We start from the raw sequence: 22,955 nt of genomic DNA on the forward strand, positions 1-22,955 counted from the left end.
TTGACGGTGCGGACTTGACGGTGCGGGCGGGTAGGGGACGGCTGCGTTCTAGGAGGAGGCCAGAGCGGCGAGCGCCGCCGGGGTCTTGCATGTGAACAGATCACGGACGCCGAGTTCCGCGCCCCGCTCACGGGCGGCCCGCACGAGCCGGACGGCGGCCAGGCTGTCACCGCCCAACTCGAAGAAGTCGTCCTCGGCGCCGACCGACTCCAGGCCGAGAACCTCGGCGAAGGCGTCACACAGCGCCTCCTCCGCCGGAGTCCGCGGTGCTCGCCCTGACCTGGCCTCGGGCGCGGGGGCGGGCAGCGCCGCCCTGTCCAGCTTTCCGTTGGGCAGCAGCGGCAGCGCCGACAGCGACATGACGGCGGAGGGGACCATGTGGTCGGGCAGTTCGGCGGCGACCGCGCGCCGGACCGCCGCGGGGTCCAGGGTGCCTCCGGCGTCGACCACGTAGCCGACGAGCCGCCGCAGGCCGGGGCGTTCCTCCCGGACGGTCACCACCACCGGGCGCTCACCGGTCGCCCGCCGCAGCGCCGCCTCGACCTCGGCTGGTTCGACCCGGAAGCCGCGGATTTTGACCTGGTCGTCGGCGCGGCCGAGAAACTCCAGCTCGCCGTCGTCCCGCCAGCGCATCAGGTCGCCCGTCCGGTAGAGGCGCTCGCCTCCCGGCCCGGTGACGAAACGTTCCGCCGTCAGGTCGGGGCGGCCCAGGTAGCCCTCGGCCAGCCCGTCACCGCCGACGTGCAGTTCCCCGGGAACACCGGGCGGCACCGGCCGGCCCGCGCCGTCCAGGAGCGCCACCGTCGCGCCGTACACCGGGCGGCCGACCGCCGGTCCGCGCCCCGGCAGCACCCGGGCGATCAGCGAGTCAACGGTCGCCTCGGTCGGGCCGTACAGGTTGAAGGCCGCCGTGCCAGGCAGCTCGGCCAGCCGCTGCCACAGTGCGGGCGAGACCGCCTCCCCGCCGAAGCCGAGGACCGCGGGCAGCCGTCCGTCGTGCTCGGCCTCCAGCCAGCGCAGCGTCTCCTCCAGCAGGGAGGGGGTGAGCTCGATGAAGTCCAGCCCTCGCTCGTCGATGGCGGCGGCGAGGGTGCGCGGGTCGGCGTAGGTGTCATAGGACAGGACGTGCAGCTCGTGCCCGTCGAGCAGCCACAGCTGCGGCTGCCAGGAGGCGTCGAAGGAGAAGGACCAGGCGTGCCCGACCCGCAGCCGGTCCCGCCCCGTGCGCTCACGCGCGGTCGTGAACAGGTCCTCGCGGTGGCTGTGGAACAGGTTGACCAGGCCCCGGTGCGGGACGACGACGCCCTTGGGCCGTCCGGTCGAACCCGAGGTGTAGATCACGTACGCCGGGTGAGCGGGGTCGATCGGGACGGCGAGGTTGTGTCCCGGCAGGCCGGACAGGTGGGCCGCCGTCTCCGGGGCGTCCAGGTCGATCAGGCGCGTCCCGTCCGGCGGTGCCGGCACGTCGGCTCCCCCCGCGGTCAGCAGGATCGCCGGACGCGCGTCGGCCAGGACGTAGGCCAGGTGGTCGGCCGGGTAGCCGGTGTCCAGCGGGACGTAGGCGGCGCCGGACTTGAGCACCGCCAGGATCGCCACCATCGTGTCCGGCGAGCGTGGAAGCGCCAGCGCGACCAGTCCGCCCGGGACCGCCCCCTCCGCGGCCAGCAGCCTGGCCAGCCGGTTGGCCCGTTCGTTGAGATGCTCGAAGGACAGGCTGCCGCCCTCGACGGCCAGCGCCGGGTGATCGGCGGAGGCCGCCGCCTGCTGTTCGAACAGGTCGGTCACGGTGACCTCGGGCACCGGGCCGGGGGGCGGCCTGCGCGCCCACTCGCCCATGACGAGCGGGCGTTCCTCGGCGAGCAGCAGGTCCAGGTCGGCGACCGGCACTTCTGGGTCGGCCACGGCCTGCGCCAGGATCTGCTCCAGCCTGCGCATCAGCTTGACCACGGTGGCCTCGTCGAACAGCGCGCCGCGATAGGTCGCCTCGATGGACAGGCGGGTGCCGAGCAGGAACGCCTCGAAGGACAGGTCGAGCTGGGCGGTGCCGTTGTGGAAGGTCTCCCAGGTCACCTCGAGGCCGGGCAGCTCGGGCCCGGTCATGCCCTGGGTGAGGAAGACGATCGTGACGTCGAACAGCGGCCCGCGATCAAGTCTCCGCTCCACGCCGAGCTCGTCCAGCAGCAGGTCGAAGGGGACGTCCTGGTTGGCGTACGCCTCGGCGCACACCTCCCGAACTCGTTCAAGCAGCTCGCGGAAGGAGGGACGGCCGCTCAGGTCGACGCGTAGCGCGAGCGTGTTACCCAGGTTGCCGATCAACCGGGTCAGCTCGGCGTGGTCACGGTTGAGGGTGGGCGTGCCGATCGCGACCTCTTCTGACTGGGCGTAGCGGCCCAGCAGCGCGGCCAGCCCCGCCACAAGCGCCATGAACGGGGTCGCGCCCGCACTCGCGGCCAGCGCGGTGAGCCCGCCGGTGAGGTCGGCGGGCAGGTGGTGGGTGTGGCGGCCGCCCTCGCCGCTGACCGTGGCGGTGCGTTCGAAGTCGGTTGGCAGGTCGATCCTGGCCGGAGGCGGGGTGAGCCTGGAGCGCCAGGCCTCGATCTGGCTTCGGTCGGGGTCGCGCTGCCATCGGTCGCGGTGCCAGGCCGCGAAGTCGGCGTACTGCACCGGCAGCTCGGGGCGCGTCTCCGGCAGACCCGCCGCGAGGTCGCGGTAGGCGGCGCTCAGCTCCGCCGACAGCACCCCGAACGTCATCCCGTCCCAGGCGATGTGCTGCACCACCATGACCAGCGCGTGCCGCTCGTCGGCCAGCCGTACCAGCACCAGGCGCAGCGGGCTGCCGTTGGCCAGGTCGAACGGGTCGCGCCCCGCCTGGCGGGCCAGCGCGGCCAGCGCCGGCTCGCGCTCGGCGTCGGGCAGGCCGCTCAGGTCCCGCTCGTGCCACTCGGGAGCCAGCCGGTCCAGCACGAGCTGGTACGGCGCGCCGTCCGGGTCGGTCCGGTAGACGGTGCGCAGCACCTCCTGCCGGTCGGTGACCCGCCAGAAGGCGTCCCGCAGCAGGGCCGGGTCGAGCTGCCCGGCCAGCCGCAGCATGATGCACACGTTGAAGGCCGCGCCGCTCGGGTCGACCTGATGGATGAACCACATCCGCTGCTGGGCGTAGGACAGCGGGACCGGCTCACCCGCCGGGCGGCGCGGAATGCGGGCCCGCTCCGCGTCGGGAGCGGCCAGACCGCGCTGGTCGAGCCTGCGGCGCAGCAGCGCGCGGAGCCGTTCCTCCCGGGTCAGGGTGTCCCCGGCCGTCACGCCATCGCCTTTTCGATCTTCGGCAGGATCTGGTCGATGGCCCAGGACACGTTCAGCACACCGGGGGCGATCAGCGGGAAGGCCAGCGAGGCGTCGACCGTGACGTACCGGCCTTCCTTGACCGCCGGGATCTTCGAGAAGACCGTGTTGCCCTCGAAGGTCTTCTGCGCGTCGGGGGAGGGAAAGAAGACGACGACCAGGTCGGCGTCGATGAGGTCCAGGCGCTCCGCGCTCACCTCACGCTTGGCGCCCAGCTCCCGCACCTTGGGCGAGAGCTCGAAGCCGAAGGAGGAGAACATCCGGGCCGAGGCCTCGTTCGGATCGGTCACGGTGGGGATCTGCGCCAACGTGGCTCCCTGGGTGAAGGTGAACGTCTTGCCCTGCCAACCCGGGTGGTCGGCACGGATCTTGGCGAACTTGTCCTCGACCTCCTTGATCGCGGCGGCCGCCTTGTCCTCGGCGCCCAGCGCCCTGCCGATCAGGGTGGTCTGCTGCTGCCAGGTGTCCTGGAAGGGAGCCTCGCCCTCGTAGCTGATCACCGGGGCGATGGGGGACAGCTTGGCGAAGTCGTCGGGGATGGTCCGGTGCATCCCGGCCAGGATCAGATCGGGCTTGAGCGCGAGGATCTGCTCGACGTCGACGGTGTTGGCCTCGATCAGGGTGGGCGTCTTGCCCTGCAGCCTGCTGGAGACCCAGGGCTCGATCTCACCGGGGTGACCGGCCGCCTTGGGCATGCCGACCGGGACGACGCCGCACGCCAGGGCGGCGTCGGCCGTCCCGGTGGGGAATCCGACGGTGACGATCCGCTCGGGCCGCTTGGGAATGGTGATCTGGCCGAGTTTGGTGGCGATCGTGCGGGGGAATCCTCCCGCGTCGGCGACGGGTGCGGCCGAACCGGTGGGCGCCGCGGCGGGAGGCGCGGCCTCGGTGGCCGCTCCGCAGGCGGTGAGGAGAAGGCCCGCTCCGACGGCCGCCCCCGCCCCCAGGAAACTCCGCCGGTTCATCGGAGTGAGGGTGAAAGGACGCTGGGACATCTGGACCTCCGGTCGAACATGGGGTAGATCAATATTTGGATAGGCTAGCCTAAATCATGTTTGGGTAGGCTAACCTAAATTAATCTCGTACATTCGCCTCACGCAATACCTCCAGGCCCGAATCCCAACGCCGAAAACCCCGACTCCGCTGGAGCTTTGATGCCCTCAGCCGTCCCCTCTCCCCTGCCCTCCGGACTCACTCCCTGGCCGCCCGGCCCGGCCGCCCGCTACCGCGAACAGGGCATCTGGGATGGCCGCACGCTCGGAGCCCTGCTCACCGAGTGGGCCGACGCCTACGGCGAGAACACCGCCCTGGTGGCCGGCGAGGACCGTCTCACCTACCGGGACCTCGACCGGCGCGCCGACCGGATGGCCGCCGCGCTGGCCGGCCTGGGCATCCGTCCCGGCGACCGGGTCCTGGTCCAGCTGCCCAACACCGGCGCGTTCGTGATCCTGTTCTTCGCCCTGGTGCGCCTGGGAGCGGTGCCGGTCCTCACCCTGCCCGCCCACCGGATCACCGAGATCGGCCATCTGGCCCGGCTGTCGGGCGCCGTCGCCTACGTCATCCCCGACGTGCTGAAAAGCGATGGATTCGACTACCGCGAGCTGGCCCGTGCGGTGCTGGAGCAGGCGCCGACGGTGCGGCACGTGCTGGTCGACGGCGATCCGGGGCCCTACCTCGCGCTGGCCGGCCTGGACGCCGAGCCCCGGGAGCTGCCCGAACCCGACGCGACCGACGTCGCGATCCTCCTGGTCTCGGGTGGGACGACCGGGGTGCCCAAGCTCATCCCCAGAACCCACCAGGACTACGGCTACAACGCCAGAGCCAGCGCCGAGGTCTGCGGGCTGGACGCCGGCAGCGCCTACCTGGCCTGCCTGCCCGTGGCGCACAACTTCGCCCTGGCCTGCCCCGGCGTGCTGGGCACCCTCAGCGTCGGCGGCAAGGCCGTACTGGCGCCCTCACCCGCGCCGCACGACGCGTTCCCGCTCATCGAGGCCGAGAAGATCACCATCACCGCGCTCGTGCCGCCGCTGATCCCGCTGTGGCTGGAGTCGGCCGAATGGGATCCCGCCGACCTGTCCAGCCTGTGTGTACTGCAGGCAGGTGGATCCAAGCTGCCCGAGGAGGTCGCCCGGCGGATCCCCGACGGCCTGGGCTGCGCGGTCCAGCAGGTGTTCGGCATGGCCGAGGGGCTGCTCAACTACACCCGCCTCGACGACGACCCCGAGATCGTCGCGGTCTCCCAGGGACGCCCGCTCTGCCCTGAGGACGAGATACGCGTCGTCGACGGCGACGGCCTCCCGGTCGCCGCCGGACAGGTGGGCGAGCTGCTGACCCGAGGTCCCTACACACTGCGCGGCTACTACCGCGCGCCCGAGCACAACGCCACCGCCTTCACCGCCGACGGCTACTACATCTCCGGTGACCTGGTCCGGCAGCTGCCCTCGGGACATCTGGTCGTCGAAGGACGGGTGAAGGACACCATCGACCGGGGCGGGGAGAGCGTCTCGGCGGAGGAGATCGAGAACCACCTGCTCACGCACCCCTCGATCCGCCGGGCCGCCGCCGTCGGGCTGCCCGACACGGGCCACGGGGAGCAGCTGTGCGCCGTCGTGGTGCCCGCCTCGACTCCCCCCGAGCTCCGGGAACTGCGTCTTTTCCTGATGGAACGCGGACTGGCCGCCTTCAAACTGCCGGACCGGCTGGAGGTCGTCGAGCACTTCCCCCTCACTCCGGTCGGGAAGGTCGACAAACGTGCCCTTGTCCAGCTGATCGGTCAGCGATCCCCCGCGTGACCGCACACGAGAGGAACGGCGTGCCCAACTTCGCCTCAGCCCCCCATGACGCCCCCCTGGACCTACTCGGTATCGGGTTCGGACCCGCGAACCTGGCACTGGCGATCGCATTGCGCGAGCACAACGACCATCCGGCGGCGCATCCGGTGACGGCCCTGTTCGCCGAGAGCCAGCAGCGCTTCGGCTGGCATCGCGGCATGCTGATCGAGGGTGCCACGATGCAGGTGTCCTTCCTGAAGGACCTGGCCACAATGCGCCGTCCCACCAGCGAGTACGGGTTCCTCTCCTACCTGCACGAGCGGGGCAGGCTCGCCGACTTCATCAACCACAAAACGATGTTCCCCACCCGGGTCGAGTTCCACGACTACCTGGAGTGGGCGGCGGCCCGCTTTCACTCCCAGGTGCGCTACGGCACACGCGTTGAGACGCTACGGCCGATCCGGGCCGGCGACGGAACGATCGTGGCCGTCGACGCACTGACCTCCGACGGCACGGTCGTCGGCCGTACCCGCAACGTGGTGCTTGGCGTCGGGCTGCGCCCACACCTGCCGGAGGACGTCCGTACCGGCGAGCGGGTCTGGCACACCAGCGAACTGCTGGGCCGGCTGCGGGCCCTGCCGCCGCTGCGCCATCGGCGTTTCGTCGTCGTCGGCGCGGGACAGAGCGCGGCCGAGGCGGTCGAGCACCTGCACCGCTCCTATCCCGAGGCCGAGGTTTACGCCGTCTTCAGCCGATACGGATACAGTCACGCCGACGACAGCGCGTTCGCCAACCGCATCTTCGACCCCGCCGCCGTGGACGACTTCTACGACGCCCCCGAGCACGTCAAGCAGCGACTGCTCGCCTACCACGGCAACACCAACTACTCCGTCGTCGACCTCGACCTCATCGAGGAGTTGTACCGGCGGGTCTACCAGGAGAAGGTCTCCGGCTCCGCCCGGCTGCACATCCTCAACACCACGCACGTCACGGCCCACGAGGAACTGCCCGACGGCGTGCGCGTGGAGGTCGGCACGGCGGGATCCCCCGCCGGGACCTCGCTGTCGTGCGACGCCCTCGTCTACGCGACAGGCTACCGGCCCGCCGATCCGACGGCCCTGCTGGGAGAACTCGGCCCGCTGTGCGCGACCGACGAACAGGGCAGGCTCAAGGTCGCACGCGACTACCGGGTCCTCACCTCCGCCGAGCTGCGCTGCGGTGTCTACCTGCAGGGCGGAACCGAGCACACGCACGGCCTGTCCTCCTCGCTGCTGTCGAACAGCGCGGTACGGGCCGGAGAGATCCTGGACTCGGTCATGCGCCACCGTCAGAGCGGCACCGCGGAACCGGCCCCCTCCCGCCTGGCCGCCCGGTAGGCGGCGGGTTCACTGTTCCGGCCGCCATAAGGCGCCGTTAACGAACGTTTCACCGATTCCGCGGGCCGGTTCGGGATCATGGGACACGTTCCGCTACGTGCGATTCGAGGAGGCGGCGTCGTGCTGGCCGCGCGGGTCGGTTCACATCCGTTGAGAGTCCCACCGCGGGTGCCGCCGAACTCGGAGCCGATGTGATCGAGAAGATCCTTCCCCCGGACGTGAGGGTTGCGGAGGTCTTCGACGACGACCAGCCCGCTCCGCTGTTCCCCGAGGAGGAAGCGCTGGTCACCCATTCGACGGACAAACGGCGCAGGGAGTTCGCGACCGTACGGGCCTGTGCCCGGCGAGCGCTCGGCGAGCTCGGACTGCCGCCGGTGGCGTTGACACGCGGCAGGAACGGCGCGCCGCGGTGGCCCAGCGGCGTGGTGGGCAGCATGACGCACTGCCGGGGATACCGTGCCGCCGTGGTCGCGAGGACCGGGGCCCTGGCCTCGATCGGCATTGACGCCGAGCCGGCGCGGCCGCTCCCCCACGGCGTGCTCGGGATGGTCACGCGGCAGGACGAGCGGGCCACGCTGTCACGGCTGGAGGAGGACATGCCCGGCATCCACTGGGACCGGCTGATCTTCTCGGCGAAGGAGGCCGTTTACAAGGCCTGGTTTCCCCTGACCGAGCGCTGGCTCGGTTTCACCGACGCCGTGGTGGAGATCGACCCGGGCGGTGCCTTCACCGCGCGGGTGCTGCTCCCCGATTCGCCCGCACTCGGGCGCGACGGTTTCCGCGGCAGCTGGTTGGCCTGCGACGGCTTTCTGCTCACCGCGGTGACCGTGGATCCCGTGCGTTCCGGCGCGAAGTGACCTCCGGCGCTTCGCCTATGAGGCCTATGAGATGGACAGGTGGGCACGCAACGCCGAGGTCACCTCGCCGAGCGGGTCGTGCAGAAAGAAGTGGTCGCCCGCGAACTCCGCGTGCTCGAACCGGGCGGAGGTGTAACGCCCCCACTCTCGGCCGAGGTCGGCGGGCGCGAGAGCGTCGCCGCTGCCGTGCCAGGCCAGCAGGTCCACCGGCAGCGGCGCGGCCGCCGGGGCGAAACGGTAGCGGGCGATCAGCGCCAGGTCCGCCCGCAGCGCCGGTACGAACAATCCCCTGAACGGGGCCGTGCGCAGCGCCGGGTTGACCGCCCCCATCAGGGCGAGCGCGTCGAGCATGCCGTCGTCGTCCAGCTCGAGCAGCGCGGCGAACGCCTCGGCCGACGTACGGTGCGGCGGACGGGTCCCGGCGACCAGCAGGAACCTCGGACGGGGCAGGTCCGCCGTACGGCATATCCGGGCGGCGATCTCGTAGGCCAGCAGGCCGCCCAGACTGTGGCCGACCAGCGCGTACGGCTCCCGGGTCGCCACCACCGGCGCGAGCGCGGCGGCGGCCTCGCCCAGGGACGTCCCCGCCGTCCGCGCGCCCTCGCGATCGCGCCCCGGCAGGTCCATCGCCCGGATGGCCAGGCCGGGCCCGAGCGCGGTCCGCCAGCGCCGGAACAGCGCGGCCGAGCCGCCCGCCGGCGGGAAACAGACCAGTTCGAGCTGGGACGTCGTCGCGCCGGTCATCGGTGCCGCCTTCTTCGCCGGTTCATCCCCGCCTCCTCGCCGTCTGCCGGCCGCGCAGGCCGTCCACTTTCTCCGCCCAGGCCCGCACGTTACCGGCGCGCAGCAGGGAGGTCCCGATGAGCAGTCCGGCGAAGCCCGCGTCGAGCAACCGGGCCGCCACCCGGGGTTGGTCGATCCCGCTCGCGCTGACCGGGCAGCGGGTGCCGCTGCGTTTCAGGGCCGGAAGGAGCCGGACGCCGCGCTCGATGTCTCCGGTGTCACGCTCCCCGATGGTGATGTCCTTGTTGTTCACGGCTATCACGCACTGGTCCGCGTCCGGCACACCGTCGATCTCCTTCTCCTCCGTCACCTCGACGAAAGGCGTGAGGCCGACGGAAAGGCAGGCACCGACGAGGTTCCGCATGCTCGACCGGGGCAGGAGCGCGGCCGTGAGCAGTACGGCCGAGGCACCCAGTAGTTTGGCGGTGTGCACCTGGTCGACCCGGGTGATGAAGTCCTTCTGCAGCAGGGGACGGTCGGTCAACTCCGCGACCTCGCGCAGCAAGGCGTGGTCACCGCCGAACCATCGCCCGGTGACCACGGAGATGCATGGGGCGCCCGCGGCCTCGTACTCGGCCACCACCTCGGCGATCAACCGGCCGCCGAACAGGTCGGCGCCATGGGGGTCACGGCGCTTGACCTCCATGATCAGACGCCGGTCGGCGGCCAGCAGGGACTCGATGAAACGGGAACTCACGTGTTCTCCTCGTCGTAGCGGGCCGTCCGCCACCCACGTGTGATCTGGCGGATCAGCGACGGCCTGAACACGCCCCGGTGGTCGCGGGCGGCGGTGTCCACGTCGACGCCGATGAACCGGGGATGCTCAACCAGCGACGCGTACTCCCCTCGGTTGTCCGCCGTGATGCCACCCGCGAGCAGGAACGGTATGGTCAGCCGATCCACCAGGCCCAGGGCCTGCGGCTCGGGGATCCGCCGTCCGGTGCTGCCGACCCGGCCGTCCTCTGTCACCGCGTCGAGGAGGAACACATCGGTGCCCGCCCGCTCGTAGGACGGGATGAGAGGACGTTCAAGGCATTCGCCTCCGCGCACGTGCAGCACCTTGACGATGACGACCTCGGGCGCGACGACCTCCCGGATCGCGCGCACCACCGAAGGCGGCTGGTAGGCGTGCAGTTGCAGCCAACCGATCCCTGAGGCGTCCAGCACCTCGCGCAGGGCGTTGACGTCGCTGAGGAACGTCACCAGGACCGGCCGCAACCGCCGGGTGCCTCTCGCCTCCTGCGCCAGCGCCGTGACCTCTCCGGCGCGCAGGTCGGCGTGGCCACCGGGAATCCCGTACCACAGGCCGGCCAGATCGGCTCCCGCTCCGGCGAGCAGCTCTACGTCGTCCGGGGTCGTCATCCCGCACACCTTGAGCAGCGGAAGAGATGTGGCCGCGAGGTCCGGTACCGTGCGGCACCGGACCTCCTCCAGCGGGTTCAAAGGCCCATCATCGACGCTATGCGGTTGTACTGGATCTCGTTGGTGCCCGAGTAGATCGTGCCCGCGGCCGCGTTGCGCACGTCCTTCTCGAGCCCGTACTCGGCCGTGTAGCCGTTGCCGCCGAAGATCTGCAGGGCGGCCAGGCTGGAGGCCAGGTTGCTCTCACTGGTCACCAGCTTGGCGATGGCCATGTCGGTTGTGACGTTCTGGCCCCTGACGAGCCGCTCACCGGTGTCGTAGAGCCACTTGCGGGCCGTCTCCATCTGGATCTTCATATCAACGATCTTGTTCGCGACCGCCTGGTAGGAGCCGATGGGCTTGCCGAACTGCGTCCGCGTCTTCGCGTACTGGACACACCGGTTGACGCGATGCTGCATCTCACCGACGTTGACGATGAACGAGAAGAGGATCTCGCGCTTCATCACGTGGTCCAGCACCAGGAAGCCGCCACCGACCCGGCCGACGACCTGGGAGGCGGGCACCCGGCAGTCGTCGAGGAACAGCTCGCACATCGGCGATGTGCGCAGTCCCATCTTCTTGATCGGCTTGCCGAGCTCCAGTCCCGGGGTGTCGCGTTCGACGAGGAACGCGGTGACGCCGAGCGGGCTGCGCCCCGGGCGGGTACGCGCGTAGATGACGAACAGGTCGGCGATCGGGCCGTTGCTCACGAACGTCTTGCTCCCACGGAGGACCCAGTGGTCGCCGTCGCGCTCGGCCGTGGTGAGCATGTGCAGCGCGTCGGAGCCACCCTCGCTCTCCGTGATCGCGTGCGCGCCGATCGCGTCGCCCGAGCAGACCTTGGGCAGGTACCTGTCCTTAAGCTCGGCCGAACCGAAGCGCTCCAGTGAGACGCCGGTGCTGGCCATGCTGGTCGTCACCGAGAAACTCAGCCCGCCGTCCCGGCAGCTCTCCCCGAGGCCTTCCAGCACGTACATCGTGGTGATCAGGTCCTGCCCGAGCCCGCCCCACCGTTCGTCGAACGGGAGGCCGAGGATCCCGGTCTGCTGGACCAGCTTCCACTTGTCCCAGGAGAAGCTGGCCTCCTCGTCCAGGTCGACATGGCCGACATTGAGGGCCTCGCTCCACCGGGCCAGGCCTTTGCGCAGTTCTACCTGGTCCGCAGTCCACTCGATCATGAAAGATCCCTCAGTAGTGGGAGAAGCCGGACTCGTCGAGGTTGTGCACCTCGTCGCCCCGCAGCGCGGGAATGAACACGCAGATCAGCCGGAGGTCCTCGTCCGGGCTCGCCACAAGGAAGTGGGGGTCGTGCTGGTCGAGGGCGTACAGCGTGCCCGGCACCATGGGGTGGGAGGTCCCGTCCATGTCGACGACCTCGCCAGAACCCTCGATGCAGTAACACGCTTCGAGGTGGTTGCGGTACTCCAGCCGCGACTTGGTCCCGGCGCGGACCGTGGTGTCGGTGACGGTGTAGCCGAGGCCGTCAGATTCGAGGAGGAATCGCCGGCTCAGGCCGTTGCCCCAGTCCACGGTGCGCACGTTGTCGAGATGGCGAATGATCATGTTTGACTCCCTGTCTCTGTCAAGTGACGGCGTTGTGGGACGGCTGGACCGATCGGATGAAGTCGCGGAACTCCACGACCACGTCGCGGTCCTCCCCGAGTGCCCGCTCGATGCGGGCGACTCCCGCGGATCCGACGATGGCGGCGTCGGCTCCGCACGCGTGGATCGCCGCCACGTCCGCGCGTGTGCGGACCCCGAACCCCACCGCGATCGGAGAGACCGTGTCCTTCCGCAGCCGGGCGACGGTGCGGGCGAGCCCGCCGTAACCCGCGGCGGGCGCGGTGCCGCTACGGCCGTAGTGGGCGACGAGGTAGAGGTAGGCCGAGGCGTGGGCCGCCGCCTCGGCCATGACGGCCGGCGCCGAGACGCCGTGGTAGCACGTCGTGACGATCGGCAGCCCGGCCTCGGCGGTGACGTCGTAGTAGCCGGCCCGCAAGCGGGGCGGCAGGGCGTGCACGAGCAGGCCGTCCACACCCGAGCCTGCGATGTCCGTGACGACCGAGGGCAGCGGCCGCCGGGCGAGCGAATGGCTCCAGTCGACGAGCAGGGCGATTCGCAGCCGTGCCAGCCCAGGACGCACGGCGGCGACGAACTTCAGCGTCTCGTTCAGCCCGACGCCCCGGGCCAGCGCCCGATCCGCGGAACGCCGCACGACCGGCCCGTCGGTGACCGATCCGGGGAAGGGTACGGCCAGCTCCAGGCAGTCGACGCCGCTCTCGTCCAGCATCGCGACCAGGTCGGCCAGGACGTCCAGCGGCGGATCGCCCGCGTTGAGGAAGACCGCCAGCCCCGGTCCTCCTCCAGGCCCGCAGGAGAAGAACTCACCCATGCGTCACGGCTCCGGTGAGCGTGCCGGGCCGGTGCCGCCGTACGCGCATGCTCTCGACGAGCGCACGAGCCGCGCCACCGCGCATCGCCTCTTCCGCCGCGGTGATCGCCGAGTGCCAGTCGGACATGTGACCGGCGGCGACGGCCAGGGATGCGGCGTTCAGGCAGACCGTCCGCGTGGCCACGTCGTTGACCGTGCCGGAGACCACGTCCAGGAAGTGCCCGACCACCGAGCCGGGATCCCCCGCCGGGAGCAGGTCGTCGAGCGTGCCGTCGGCGCCGGTCAGCGTCCCGGACGGCAACCGCGTCTCGCCGGACCCGTCGTTGGCGTAGATCACGTTGTCCGCGAAGCTGAGCAGCTCATCCGCGCCGGCGTCGTTGGCACACAGCCAGACCCGGCGATCGGTGATCGTCTCGGCCAGCCGCCTCAGCTCGGGCAGCGGCGCGTTCTGCGAGACGCCGGTCACCTGCGCGGTCACGGGAAGCACCGCGAGGAAGGGCCCGAGCGCGTTCAGGAAGCGGCCGAAGGGACGCATGCCGATCGGCGCGATCGCCCGTGCCAGCCGGATCAACGGGACCGGGTAGACGAAGTGCCCTGCGAAGGCGATACCGAAGAGGTCCAGGGTTTCGCCGGTGTGCGTGTGGGACGTCGTCAGGCCGACCCCGAGGCGTTCGAGGAGATCGATCGACCCGACACTGCTGGTGTAGGCGCGCGATCCCGTCTTCACGACCCGAACGCCCATGGCGGCCGCGACGAACGCCGAGGCTGTGGAGATGTTGAAGGTTCTGGGGCCGCCGCCGGTGCCCACGATGTTGACCGAGCCCGGCCAGCGCTCGGTCGCCTCGGGCCGCCGCTCGCGCAACGAGGCCACGAGATCCCGCAGCGTTTCGTGGCGTGGAAGTCTTGTGGCCAGCGAGGCCAGCAGGGCGGTCGCCTCGGCCCGGTCGAGGCCGCCGCCGTCGAGCCGGTCCCACAGCGACCGCCAGGCCTCCCGATCAACGTCGGCCCGCTGGTCCAGCAGTGTGGCAATCGCCTCGTGCATGGCGCTAGATACCCACGGTCTTCGGCGCGCTCGCGCCCTCGACGAACGAGTCGATCGCCGCGACCGTGCGGAAGTTCTCCGGGTCCAGGTCGGTGTCGCCGACCGCCAGGTCGAAGGTCCCCTCGATCCACGCGATCAGCTTCAGCAGGCCGAGGCTGTCGACGACGCCACCGGCCAGCAGGTCGTAGTCGGCGTCGAGCTCGTCGAGGCCGACGTCGGGCAGAAACTCCTTGATCACGAACTGCTTGATCGTGTCGACGTGACTCATGACACCCTTCTTTCGGGTTGGGGCGACTCATGGAGGTGGTTGGCCGCGTTGCGGTCGACCTTGCCGGTGCTGGTCTTCGGCAGCGGGTCCTCGGCGATCCGCATCACCGAGGGGATGGCGGCCTTGGGGAGACGCCGCACGCAGTGCTCGCGCAGCGCGAGGCTGTTCAACCCGCTCGACGGGGCCCGCTGCACCGCGCAGAGCAGCCGCCGCCCGGTCACGGGGTCGGGCACGGTGACCACCGCCGCCTCAAGCACGTCGGGGTGCTCCAGCAGGATGTGCTCGACCTCGGCCGTGTTGATCGCGACGCCGCGCACCTTGACCTGGAAGTCGCTGCGCCCCACCAGCAGCATCCGCCCGTCGTCCTCCCGCCGGACGAGATCGCCGGTGCGGAAGTACGGCCGGTCGTCCAGGCCCAGCGGATGGGGTGCGAACTTGTCGGTGTGGCGGGATCGGTCGAGGTAACCGGCCGTCTGGAACGGCGTGGACACGTGCAGCTCGCCCGTCCCCGCTCCTTCGACGAGGCGGCCGTCCTCGTCCACGACGAAGGAGCTCACCCCCGGCAGCGGCTCACCGATCGGGAGGGGGCCGAGGGGGGCGGTGGTGTCGACCTCGTGGATGAAACTGTCGTTGGTCTCCGTACAGCCGTAGATGTTGTACAGCCGCGCCCCGGGGAACAGCCCGGGCAGCTTGGCGAGGACGCGGTCGGGGATGACGTCGCCGGTGAACATCACGTGCTCGACCGCACCGAACTCGGCGCCGGGCCCCTCAGGGGAGGAGGACAAGGCCTCAAGCAGCAGGCCGAAGAACATCGGCACCGCCTGGACCACGTGGACCTCGTGTGACCTGAGCAGGCCGAGCAGGTGACGGCCGTCGGCCGCGTACTCGGGGTCGACCAGGACGACGCGCCCGCCGCGCGCCAGTGTCGTCCACACGTCCAGCAGGCACAGGTCGAAGTTCAGCGGGGCGAAGTTCAGCACCGTCCTGCCCGGCCGGATGTCGAACGCGGCGCCCGCCCAGTCGACGAATCGGTCCACCGCGTCCCGGGCGAGCGGCACGATCTTGGGCAGGCCGGTGGAACCGGACGTGGTCAGCATGAACGAGACGTCGGCCCCCACCGCCTCGGCCGGTCCCCGCGACAGGGGCACCTCGTCCACCGGCGCCGCCCCTGTCTCCTCGTCGGGGACGAGCACGTGCCGGCAACCGGCCTGCGCGAACAGCTTCGCCAGTGACTGACGGTCCAGGGCGGGCGACGGCAGCAGGAACGGGCGCCGCGCGAGCAGGCAGGCCAGGACCAGCGCGACCGCGGCCGGCGACTTGTGGGCCAGCACTCCGACGGGCTCGGTGTGCTGGCCGGGGGCGAGCCATTCGAGCTGGACCGACGCCCGCTCGGCCATGTCGTGCAGCTCGCCGTAGGAGATCTCCCCCCGGTGCCAGACCAGCGCGGGCGCGTCCGGCCGGAGCCGGGCGTGCATGACGAAGCGGTCGGCGACCGACCAGCCGTCAGTCATGGATCTCCCCCTCCTGCGCCGCGATGTCGATCCGGCCGCTCTTCACCGCGACACCCTGCGGGGTCTTGCAGGAGAAGCCGATCGTGCGCCCCTCCCGGTCCGGCTGAAGGATGATGTCGAGGGGTTCCTCCGGCGACACCGGGGAGGAGAAGCGGCCCGCGACACCGAGGACACGGGCCGCGTCGCCGGAGGCGTAGCGATCGATGACCTCCTCGCAGATGAGCGCCATCACGCTCATCCCGTGTGCGATGACGCCCGGGAAGCCTGCCTGCCGCGCCGCGCCGGCATCGAGATGGATCGGGTTGTGGTCACCCGAGACGTCGGCGTAGCGACGGACCATGCCGGTGGTGAGCCGGTGGGTGACGACGATCCGCTCGGCGGGATCGCCGCCCTCGGGGGGCGCCGGATACGCCGGCATCTCGCCGAACGGCTCGGGCGAGGCGGCACCGACCAGGAGCACCCCGGTCACCAGCTCGGCGATCGGCGCCCCGTCGCCGCCGGTGAGCCCGCACCGCAGGGCGAGCCGCACACCGCGGGCCTCGCGGCGGGCGGCGACCAGGTCCAGGCCGATCGCGACCTCCTCGTCCGGCAGGGGGAGCCGCCGTACCCGGATCTCCTGGCTGAGGTGCACGACCGCGGGGGGCTCGGGCGCGTCCGCGCTCAGCTCGCCGACGAGACGGCCGAGCATCCCGTGGGCGAGCACGAACGCGTGGACGGGGGACGCCTTCGCGACACCGGTGTGCGGTCCCGGTACGGCGATCACGGATCGGACGGTGTCGCGGTAGGCGGTGATCTCGTCGGCGGTGACGGTCTTGGTATCGCTGAGCGCCGGTCGTTTCCCGGTCCCGGTGGCGGGCGCGGTGACGGTCTCAGTGGCGGTCTCGGTGACGGTCTCGGTGGCGATCCCGGCGGCGGGCGCGGTCATCGCGGCTCCACCACCAGACAGGCGTTGTGGCCGCCGAAGCCGAACGAGTTCGACAACGCGGGGCCGGGCGCGATCGGCCGAGAGGTTCGGTGAACCACGTCGATCTCCATTCCAGGTTCGGTTCGCTCGTGATTGGCCGTCGGCGGCACCGTGCCTTCGCGTACGGCGAGCACGGTGGCGATCAGCTCGACGGCTCCGGCGGCTCCCATCAGATGGCCGATGACACCTTTCGTCGAGGTCACCGGCGGCCCGCCGGGGCCGAACACCTTCCGCAGGGCCACGGCCTCGACGCGGTCGTTGTGCCGTGTCGAGGTGCCGTGGGCGTTCACGTGGACGATGTCCGACGGTTCCAGGCCCGCGTCGGCGATGGCCGCCGACATGGCGGTAACGGCGCCGAAACCGTCGTCGGAGGGCATGGCGAGGTGGTAGGCGTCGGCACTGGCCGCGTAGCCGGTCACCTCGGCGTACGGCGCCGCGCCGCGCGCCAGGGCGTCCTCCGTACGCTCAAGGACCACGAAACCCGCGCCCTCTCCCATCACGAACCCGTCGCGGTCCACGTCGAACGGCCTGCAGGCCTGTTCCGGGGCGTCGTTGCGTGTCGAGACCGCGTTGAGGTTGCCGAACGCGGCCATGGTGACCGGGGTGAGCGTGGACTCGCACCCACCGGCGACGACCACGTCCGCGCGGCGCGTCGCGAGCAGCATCATGGCCTGGCCGATGGCGTCGGCGCCGCTGGCGCAGGTCGTGGCGATCGTCAGAGCGGGGCCGTGCCAGCCAAGTCGCATGGCGAGGAGCGCGGCCGTCGCGTTGGGCATGGTCATGAGGGGCATCAGAGGGTTGACCCCCTGCGGCCCGAGTTCGGTGTACTTACGGCTTTCCTCGTCACTGGTCCATCTGCCGCCGACGGCGTTGCCGACCACGATCGCCGTCCGCCCTGGACCGGGGGCGGGCGCCCCGGCGTCCTCGTAGGCGGACAGTGCGGCGGTGACCCCGTAGCGGGCGAACGGGTCCATCCGGCGGGCCTGCTTGGGCGGCAGAAGACCCGCTCTGTCGAGCCCGCGGACCCGGCAGCCGATACGCACGGCGTGCCGGCCGAAGTCGTAGTGGTCGAGCGGCGCGGCCGTCGACGTTCCCGCCAGCAGCCCGGCCCAGAGGTCGTCCAGCGTGCAGCCCGCCGGAGTGACCACCCCCATGCCGGTGATCGCCACCGGTGTCCTTCCCAGGGTCACCATCTGTCAGGAGCCGATCAGGCGGCACTGCCGGGCCGCGGTCAGGAAGGCCTCGGCCGCGACGTCGATGTCCTCGGTCGAGTGGCGGGCCGTGATCGCGATGCGCAGGCGGGCCAGAGTGTTGGGCACGGCGGGCGAAACCACGGGGAGACCGACCACGCCCGCCTTCCGGCAGGCGGTCGCGTAGTCGTAGGCGCTCTCGTCGGAGCCCGCGATGAGGGGGATCACCGCGGTCTCGCTCTGTCCTGTCCGCATCCCGGCGGCGGAGAGGATCTCGCGCAGCCGCGCCGACTCGCGTTGCGTGTGGGCGACGCGCTCGGGTTCGCGCTCGAGGATGCGCAGTGCCTCAAGCGCGGCCGCGGACTGCGCGGGCCCGAGGGCGGCGGAGAACAGAAAGGGCCGGGCGCTGTACTTCAGGTGCTGGATCAGCTCGGGCGAACCGGCGACCCAGCCGCCCATCGACGGGATCGCCTTCGACAGCGTCCCCAGCTTGACGTCCACCTTGACCGAGCCGCCGAAGTGGTCCTCGATACCCCTGCCCGTGGCTCCGATGACGCCCAGCGCGTGGGCCTCGTCGACCATGAGCAGCGCGCCGTGGGCATCGCACACCTCGCGCAGCGCAGGCAGCGGCGCGATGTCGCCGTCCATCGAGTAGACGCTGTCAACGATGACCAGGCGCAGCCCGGCGGGATCGGACGCCTGGAGCCGCCGATCGAGGTGGTCGGCGTCGTTGTGCCGGAACCGTGTCACGGTGGCGCCGCTGAGCTGGCAGCCGTCCACGATGCTCGCGTGGTCGTACTTGTCGATCAGGACCGTGTCGCCCGGGCCGCACAGGGCGCCGACGGTGCCGACGTTCGCGGCGTATCCCGAGCCGAAGACCAGGGCGGCGTCACGGCCGGCGAACTTCGCGACCTCGGCCTCAAGCTCCTCGTGCAACGGCAGCGAGCCTGCGAGGGCGCGAACGCCGTGCGCGCCGGTGCCGTAGAGGTCGAGCGCGGCCTTCGCCGCCGCGACGACCCGCTCGTCTCCGCCGAGTCCAAGGTAGCTGTAGCCCGACATCATCAGCAGCCGCTCACCGTCGAGCTCGACGTAGGCGCTGTTTCGTTCGGGCATGTACGGCATGAAGCTGTTGCGGCGGGCGGGTTCCGATTCAAGCGACCGCACGCGCCGGCGTGTCGCCGCCAGCTTCGGCTCGAGACGTTCCCATCCTCCAGAAGCATTCACGTGCGTCTCCTCATCAACGCTCTGCGGAGATCCCGGCGCTGTCGCGGTGTCGGCGCGTCCGACGATCGGCCGGCCGAAGGCGCACAACGCTGCGTCCACCAGCGCGGAACCGGGTTGCTAGCGCATTTGTACGTGAGCTCCCGCAAGGCGGGCGCAACACGCTTTCGCCTGTGACAACCGGGAAACAGGACGCCGTCGCTCCCGGTCCGCGCGTCCGGGAAGGTCTGCCAACGCCGTCGTTCCCGACGCTGAATGACGGAAATACAACAGAACAACGTTCATGTGAGGTGTTGCTGCTCACCTCCCCAGGTGGTTCCATCTCCCCTTGTCCCCCAAGGAACTCGTTGCGGAGGGCGGCACCTTGCTGATCAGGCTCACCGGTCTCATCACCATCGAAGACGACGGCCACGCTCCCCGGCACCTCTCCAGCGCGCAGGCCCAGGTCGCCTTCGCACGGCTGGCCCTGGAGAGAGCGGGCGGCACGAGTCGCGACCAGCTCGCGGACACGGTGTGGCCCAACGGCCTGCCGGACACCTGGGCGTCGGCGCTGCGCAGTGTGGTGAGCCGGGTACGGGCGTTCGTGGCCTCCGCCCAGGGGTCGGAAACGACACCGCTCATCGCCCAGGGAGGCCGTTACCTGCTGGGACTCCCCTCGAACGCGACAATCGACATCGAGTACGCGGAGGAGACGATCGGCAAGGCGATCGAAGCGCTGGTCGCGGACGCCTTCGCCGACGCGCAACGGCTCGCCACCGACTCCATCTCGTTCCTGAGCAGGCCCTTCCTGCCGGACCATGAGGGTGAGTGGGCCAACGGCGTGCGTGAACGCGTCCACGAGCTGCTGATGTCGGGGCTGGAGACCGCCAGTCTGGCCGCGTCGGCGCTGCGCGACGAACGCAACGCCCTCAGGTTCGCCGACGAGGCCGTGAAGCGAGCGCCGCTGCGGGAAAGCGCGTACCGATGCCTGATGACCGCGCACGTCGCCGCGGGCAACCGCGCCGAAGCGCTCAGGTCCTACCACCGGCTCCGGCGCACGCTGGCCGAGGAACTGGGCATCGACCCCGCGCCGGAGACGCAGGCGGCCTACGTCGACCTGCTCGGCACCCCCATGACGTCGAGCCGTGGGCGCGGCACCCCCCATCGCGACCCGGGTTCGGCGGCGCGCTACACAGGGCGCCGCACGGAGCTGGCGACGCTGGCCGAGGCATGGACGCAGGCCGAGAACGGCGCCGGGCACATCGTCCTGGTCACCGGGGAGGCGGGCATCGGCAAAACCCGGCTGGTCACCGAGGCGGCCCAGCGGGTCGGCATCGCCGGGGGCGCCGTGATGTTCGGCCGGTGTGATCACGGATCGCCCATGCCGTACCAGCCCTTTGTACAGGCGCTGGTCGACTTCATAACCGCGACCCCCGACGAGTCGATGCCTGAGCTGAGTGCCGCCTCGCGGAAGACCCTCGCCGCGCTGGTCGCCGAGCCGGAACATCGGCTCGGCGAGGTCGCGGCGGCCAAGCGGGCCGAACTCCACTACACGCTCAGCGATCTGCTCGTCCGGGTGGCCCGCGACCGCCCGGTGTTCATGGTGATCGACGACATCGACCTCGCCGACGAGGACACGCTCGCGCTGCTGCGTCACGTGTTCCGTCGGTACGGCTCCGGCCTCCCGCTGCTGGTCGTTGCGACCGCCGGGGCAAATATGAATCGTTTCGACCGTTTCATGGCAGCCGTTCAAGACATCGACCAAGAGGGGTTCGTGCACCGCGTAGCCGTACGCGGTCTGGAGGAGTCGGACATCCGGGCGCTGATCCGCCAGGTGCTGCCGGAAGCCGCCGCCGGCGACGTCCCTCCCCCGCACCGGCTGATGGACGAGACGGCGGGGAACGCGTACCTGCTCCTGGAACTCCTGCGATGGCACAGGAACAAGACCGGCGGCAACGGGTACGCCCCTCCAGGCCTGCCCTCGGGAGTTCTGGACTACGCGTCGAGCAGGCTCGCGGCTCTCAACGCGCCCTCGCGCCAGTTGCTGTGCGCGGCCGCCGTGGCCGACGGCTCCTTCGAGCTGGATCTGACCGCCGAGGCCGCGGGCCTCGGCCTGGAACAGGCCATGGACGCGCTGGACGTGCTCGTCGCCAAGGGGATCGTGACCGAGGTCGTCACCGCGGCCCAGGGACGCCGGTACATCCACGAGTACCGCTTCACTCACGGCCTCCTGCGCCAAGCCACGTACGAAAAGCTGAGCAAGACCCGCAGACACTGGCTGCACGCCAGGCTGGCGGACGCCATCGAACACCTGCGTGCGGGGAACCTCGGCTCCTACAGCCAGAGCCTCGCCTATCACCGCGCCGCCGGGGCCACGCCGCACGGGGACCAGCGCGCGGTGCGATCAAGCTGGCGAGCGGCGACGCGAGCCGGCCTGGACGGGGCGCAGAACGAGGCCGTGCGCCTGTACCGGCAGGCGCTGCATCACGTGCCCGCCTCCGACCAGCAGCTCTGGGCCGAGGCTCTGACCCGTCTCGGGCTGGCGCAGCTGGCGGCCGGTCACCCCGAATGCGGCCAGAACCTGCTCGACGGCACCATCCAGGCCCTTCACATCAGCAGGCTGGACATCGCGGCGCAGGCCGCGCTCGGCCTGGCCGACGCCACGGAGCACCGGCCGCGTTTCCGTCCCGAGGCGGCGGCCCTCATCGACCGGCTGCTGTCCGCCGACGGCACGCCGGGCGGGCACGCCGTTTACGGCGCGCGGGCAGTGATCGATGACCTGTCCCGAGGGCGCCTGCTGGCCCGGGGGCACCGGCTGGGCAAGCGGATCGCCCCCGGCGCCCCGACGACCGCGGCCCTGGACGCCATGGCCGCCGAGCTGCGCCTTCTCGAGGGCCCCGACCATGTCAAGAAGCGGCTCGCCCTCGCCGGGGAGATGCTCACGGTGGCGACGGCGGCGGGTGACACCGGCGCGCGGATCGTCGCCGCGCACCACGGTGCCACCGCGGCGGATATGCTCGGCGACCTGCCCGCCTGCCAGAACGCGCTCGCCGCCCTGGCGGCCGCGGTGAGCGAGGGCGACGACGTCATGCTGGGTGACGCCCTCCTGGTGGACCACGTCGTGGCCACCGCCGTCACCCAGGGCCGGTTCACCGACGCGGTGGCCGTCAACAAGCACTTCTGCGCCCCCGCCGACGGCGGCCGCCACGGGATCACCCCTGTGCCCGGCAGTCTGGGCCTGCGGCAGATGCTCATCGCCCGCTGGCTTCGCGGGAGCGCGTGGCCTCGGACGGACGACGGCGTCCGCAGCGGCGGCGAGGCGGTTGAGCGATCGCTGGCGGCTCTGCTCGACGGCGACAAGGGACCGCCGCACCTGACCGTGCGGGCGCTCGCCATCGGGGCCGAACCGCTTCCGCCCGGAGATGAGTGGCTGCACAACGTGGGGCTGCTGGCGCTGTGCGCCGCGGAGTTCGGCGACCCGACGACGGCGGAGGCCATGCGCGGCCTGCTGACTCCGTACGCGCACCTCACCTGCGGGGTCGGTTACCGGAGTTTCGTGGGCCCCACCTCGTTCCACCTGGGACGTCTCGCGGTCGTCATGGGTGAGTGGGACGAGGCCGAACGGCACCTCATGTCGGCGCTGTCCCACCTGTCCAGCCGCAAGGCCCGGCCGTGGATGGCTCTCGCCCAGCACGACCTGGCGCGAGCCCTCGACTCCAGGGCCCGTACGGGCGACCGGCGGTGCGCCGAGGCGCTCCGCTCGGAGGCGAACTGGACGCTCGCCAGCCTCGGCCTGCAGGGCAGCCTGACCTGACGCCCGCCGACGGGGGCGGGAAGCGGCCTACCCGCCGCTCCTCG

The 22,955-nt window shown here is 71.1% G+C and carries 18 protein-coding genes; 4 read left to right on the forward strand and 14 right to left on the reverse strand.

Annotated elements, in window-relative coordinates:
• Positions 1–48: 48 nt before the first annotated feature.
• Positions 49–3,303 carry an amino acid adenylation domain-containing protein gene (locus tag AB0395_RS06990; RefSeq protein WP_366277810.1) on the reverse strand — a complete coding sequence of 1,085 codons (3,255 nt, stop codon included), beginning with the start codon at positions 3,301–3,303 and terminating at the stop codon, positions 49–51.
• Complete coding sequence (locus AB0395_RS06995) at positions 3,300–4,307, reverse strand: iron-siderophore ABC transporter substrate-binding protein (protein WP_366277812.1); 1,008 nt, start codon at positions 4,305–4,307, stop codon at positions 3,300–3,302. The genes AB0395_RS06990 and AB0395_RS06995 overlap by 4 nt, the downstream gene beginning before the upstream one ends.
• Positions 4,308–4,496: 189 nt before the next feature.
• Here AB0395_RS06995 and AB0395_RS07000 point away from each other — a divergent pair, with 189 nt between their 5' ends.
• The 3 genes from AB0395_RS07000 (at position 4,497) to AB0395_RS07010 (ending at position 8,346) form a co-directional block, all read left to right on the forward strand.
• Entirely contained in the window at positions 4,497–6,134 is a 1,638-nt protein-coding gene (locus AB0395_RS07000) for an AMP-binding protein (RefSeq protein WP_366277813.1), read from the forward strand.
• Positions 6,135–6,154: 20 nt separating this feature from the next.
• Positions 6,155–7,489, forward strand: coding sequence for a SidA/IucD/PvdA family monooxygenase (locus AB0395_RS07005; RefSeq protein ID WP_366277860.1), 1,335 nt, complete (start codon positions 6,155–6,157; stop codon positions 7,487–7,489).
• Positions 7,490–7,680: 191 nt separating this feature from the next.
• A complete protein-coding gene (locus AB0395_RS07010; protein WP_366277815.1) occupies positions 7,681–8,346 on the forward strand; it encodes a 4'-phosphopantetheinyl transferase superfamily protein in 666 nt (221 codons plus the stop codon).
• A gap of 24 nt (positions 8,347–8,370) precedes the next feature.
• On the opposite strand, the gene AB0395_RS07015 is transcribed toward AB0395_RS07010, so the two are convergent.
• The 12 genes from AB0395_RS07015 to AB0395_RS07070 all read right to left on the reverse strand — a co-directional run bounded on the left by AB0395_RS07015 (position 8,371) and on the right by AB0395_RS07070 (position 19,010).
• Positions 8,371–9,090, reverse strand: a complete 720-nt coding sequence (locus AB0395_RS07015) for an alpha/beta fold hydrolase (protein ID WP_366277817.1) — start codon at positions 9,088–9,090, stop codon at positions 8,371–8,373.
• Between the two features lie 22 nt (positions 9,091–9,112).
• Complete coding sequence (locus AB0395_RS07020; protein ID WP_366277818.1) at positions 9,113–9,826, reverse strand: indole-3-glycerol-phosphate synthase; 714 nt, start codon at positions 9,824–9,826, stop codon at positions 9,113–9,115.
• Positions 9,823–10,491, reverse strand: a complete 669-nt coding sequence (locus tag AB0395_RS07025) for an N-(5'-phosphoribosyl)anthranilate isomerase (RefSeq protein WP_366277820.1) — start codon at positions 10,489–10,491, stop codon at positions 9,823–9,825. The genes AB0395_RS07020 and AB0395_RS07025 overlap by 4 nt, the downstream gene beginning before the upstream one ends.
• A 77-nt stretch (positions 10,492–10,568) precedes the next feature.
• Positions 10,569–11,708: an acyl-CoA dehydrogenase family protein gene (locus tag AB0395_RS07030; protein ID WP_366277821.1), complete on the reverse strand. Its 1,140-nt coding sequence runs from the start codon at positions 11,706–11,708 to the stop codon at positions 10,569–10,571.
• A 10-nt stretch (positions 11,709–11,718) separates the two neighbouring features.
• Entirely contained in the window at positions 11,719–12,093 is a 375-nt protein-coding gene (locus AB0395_RS07035; RefSeq protein ID WP_366277823.1) for an ectoine synthase, read from the reverse strand.
• Positions 12,094–12,112: 19 nt separating this feature from the next.
• Entirely contained in the window at positions 12,113–12,922 is an 810-nt protein-coding gene (gene trpA, locus AB0395_RS07040; protein ID WP_366277825.1) for a tryptophan synthase subunit alpha, read from the reverse strand.
• On the reverse strand, positions 12,915–13,964 hold the full coding sequence (locus AB0395_RS07045) for a hypothetical protein (RefSeq protein WP_366277827.1): 1,050 nt from the start codon (positions 13,962–13,964) through the stop codon (positions 12,915–12,917). The genes trpA and AB0395_RS07045 overlap by 8 nt, the downstream gene beginning before the upstream one ends.
• A gap of 4 nt (positions 13,965–13,968) precedes the next feature.
• The gene (locus AB0395_RS07050) at positions 13,969–14,232 is read right to left on the reverse strand and encodes a phosphopantetheine-binding protein (protein ID WP_366277829.1); all 264 of its coding nucleotides are present in this window, start codon (positions 14,230–14,232) and stop codon (positions 13,969–13,971) included.
• Complete coding sequence (locus AB0395_RS07055) at positions 14,229–15,743, reverse strand: AMP-binding protein (protein WP_366277831.1); 1,515 nt, start codon at positions 15,741–15,743, stop codon at positions 14,229–14,231. The genes AB0395_RS07050 and AB0395_RS07055 overlap by 4 nt, the downstream gene beginning before the upstream one ends.
• Positions 15,736–16,668: a MaoC/PaaZ C-terminal domain-containing protein gene (locus AB0395_RS07060; protein WP_366277832.1), complete on the reverse strand. Its 933-nt coding sequence runs from the start codon at positions 16,666–16,668 to the stop codon at positions 15,736–15,738. The genes AB0395_RS07055 and AB0395_RS07060 overlap by 8 nt, the downstream gene beginning before the upstream one ends.
• Complete coding sequence (locus tag AB0395_RS07065; protein WP_366277834.1) at positions 16,665–17,900, reverse strand: beta-ketoacyl-[acyl-carrier-protein] synthase family protein; 1,236 nt, start codon at positions 17,898–17,900, stop codon at positions 16,665–16,667. Before AB0395_RS07065 ends, AB0395_RS07060 begins: the two co-directional genes overlap by 4 nt.
• A gap of 3 nt (positions 17,901–17,903) precedes the next feature.
• Positions 17,904–19,010, reverse strand: coding sequence for an aminotransferase class I/II-fold pyridoxal phosphate-dependent enzyme (locus AB0395_RS07070; protein ID WP_366277835.1), 1,107 nt, complete (start codon positions 19,008–19,010; stop codon positions 17,904–17,906).
• Between the two features lie 436 nt (positions 19,011–19,446).
• On the opposite strand from AB0395_RS07070, the gene AB0395_RS07075 reads away from it, so the two are divergent.
• Positions 19,447–22,911, forward strand: a complete 3,465-nt coding sequence (locus AB0395_RS07075) for an AAA family ATPase (protein WP_366277836.1) — start codon at positions 19,447–19,449, stop codon at positions 22,909–22,911.
• Positions 22,912–22,955 lie beyond the last annotated feature (44 nt).

Origin of the sequence: Streptosporangium sp. NPDC051023 (assembly GCF_040689595.1) — a bacterium.
In the GTDB taxonomy this organism is placed as follows: domain Bacteria; phylum Actinomycetota; class Actinomycetes; order Streptosporangiales; family Streptosporangiaceae; genus Streptosporangium.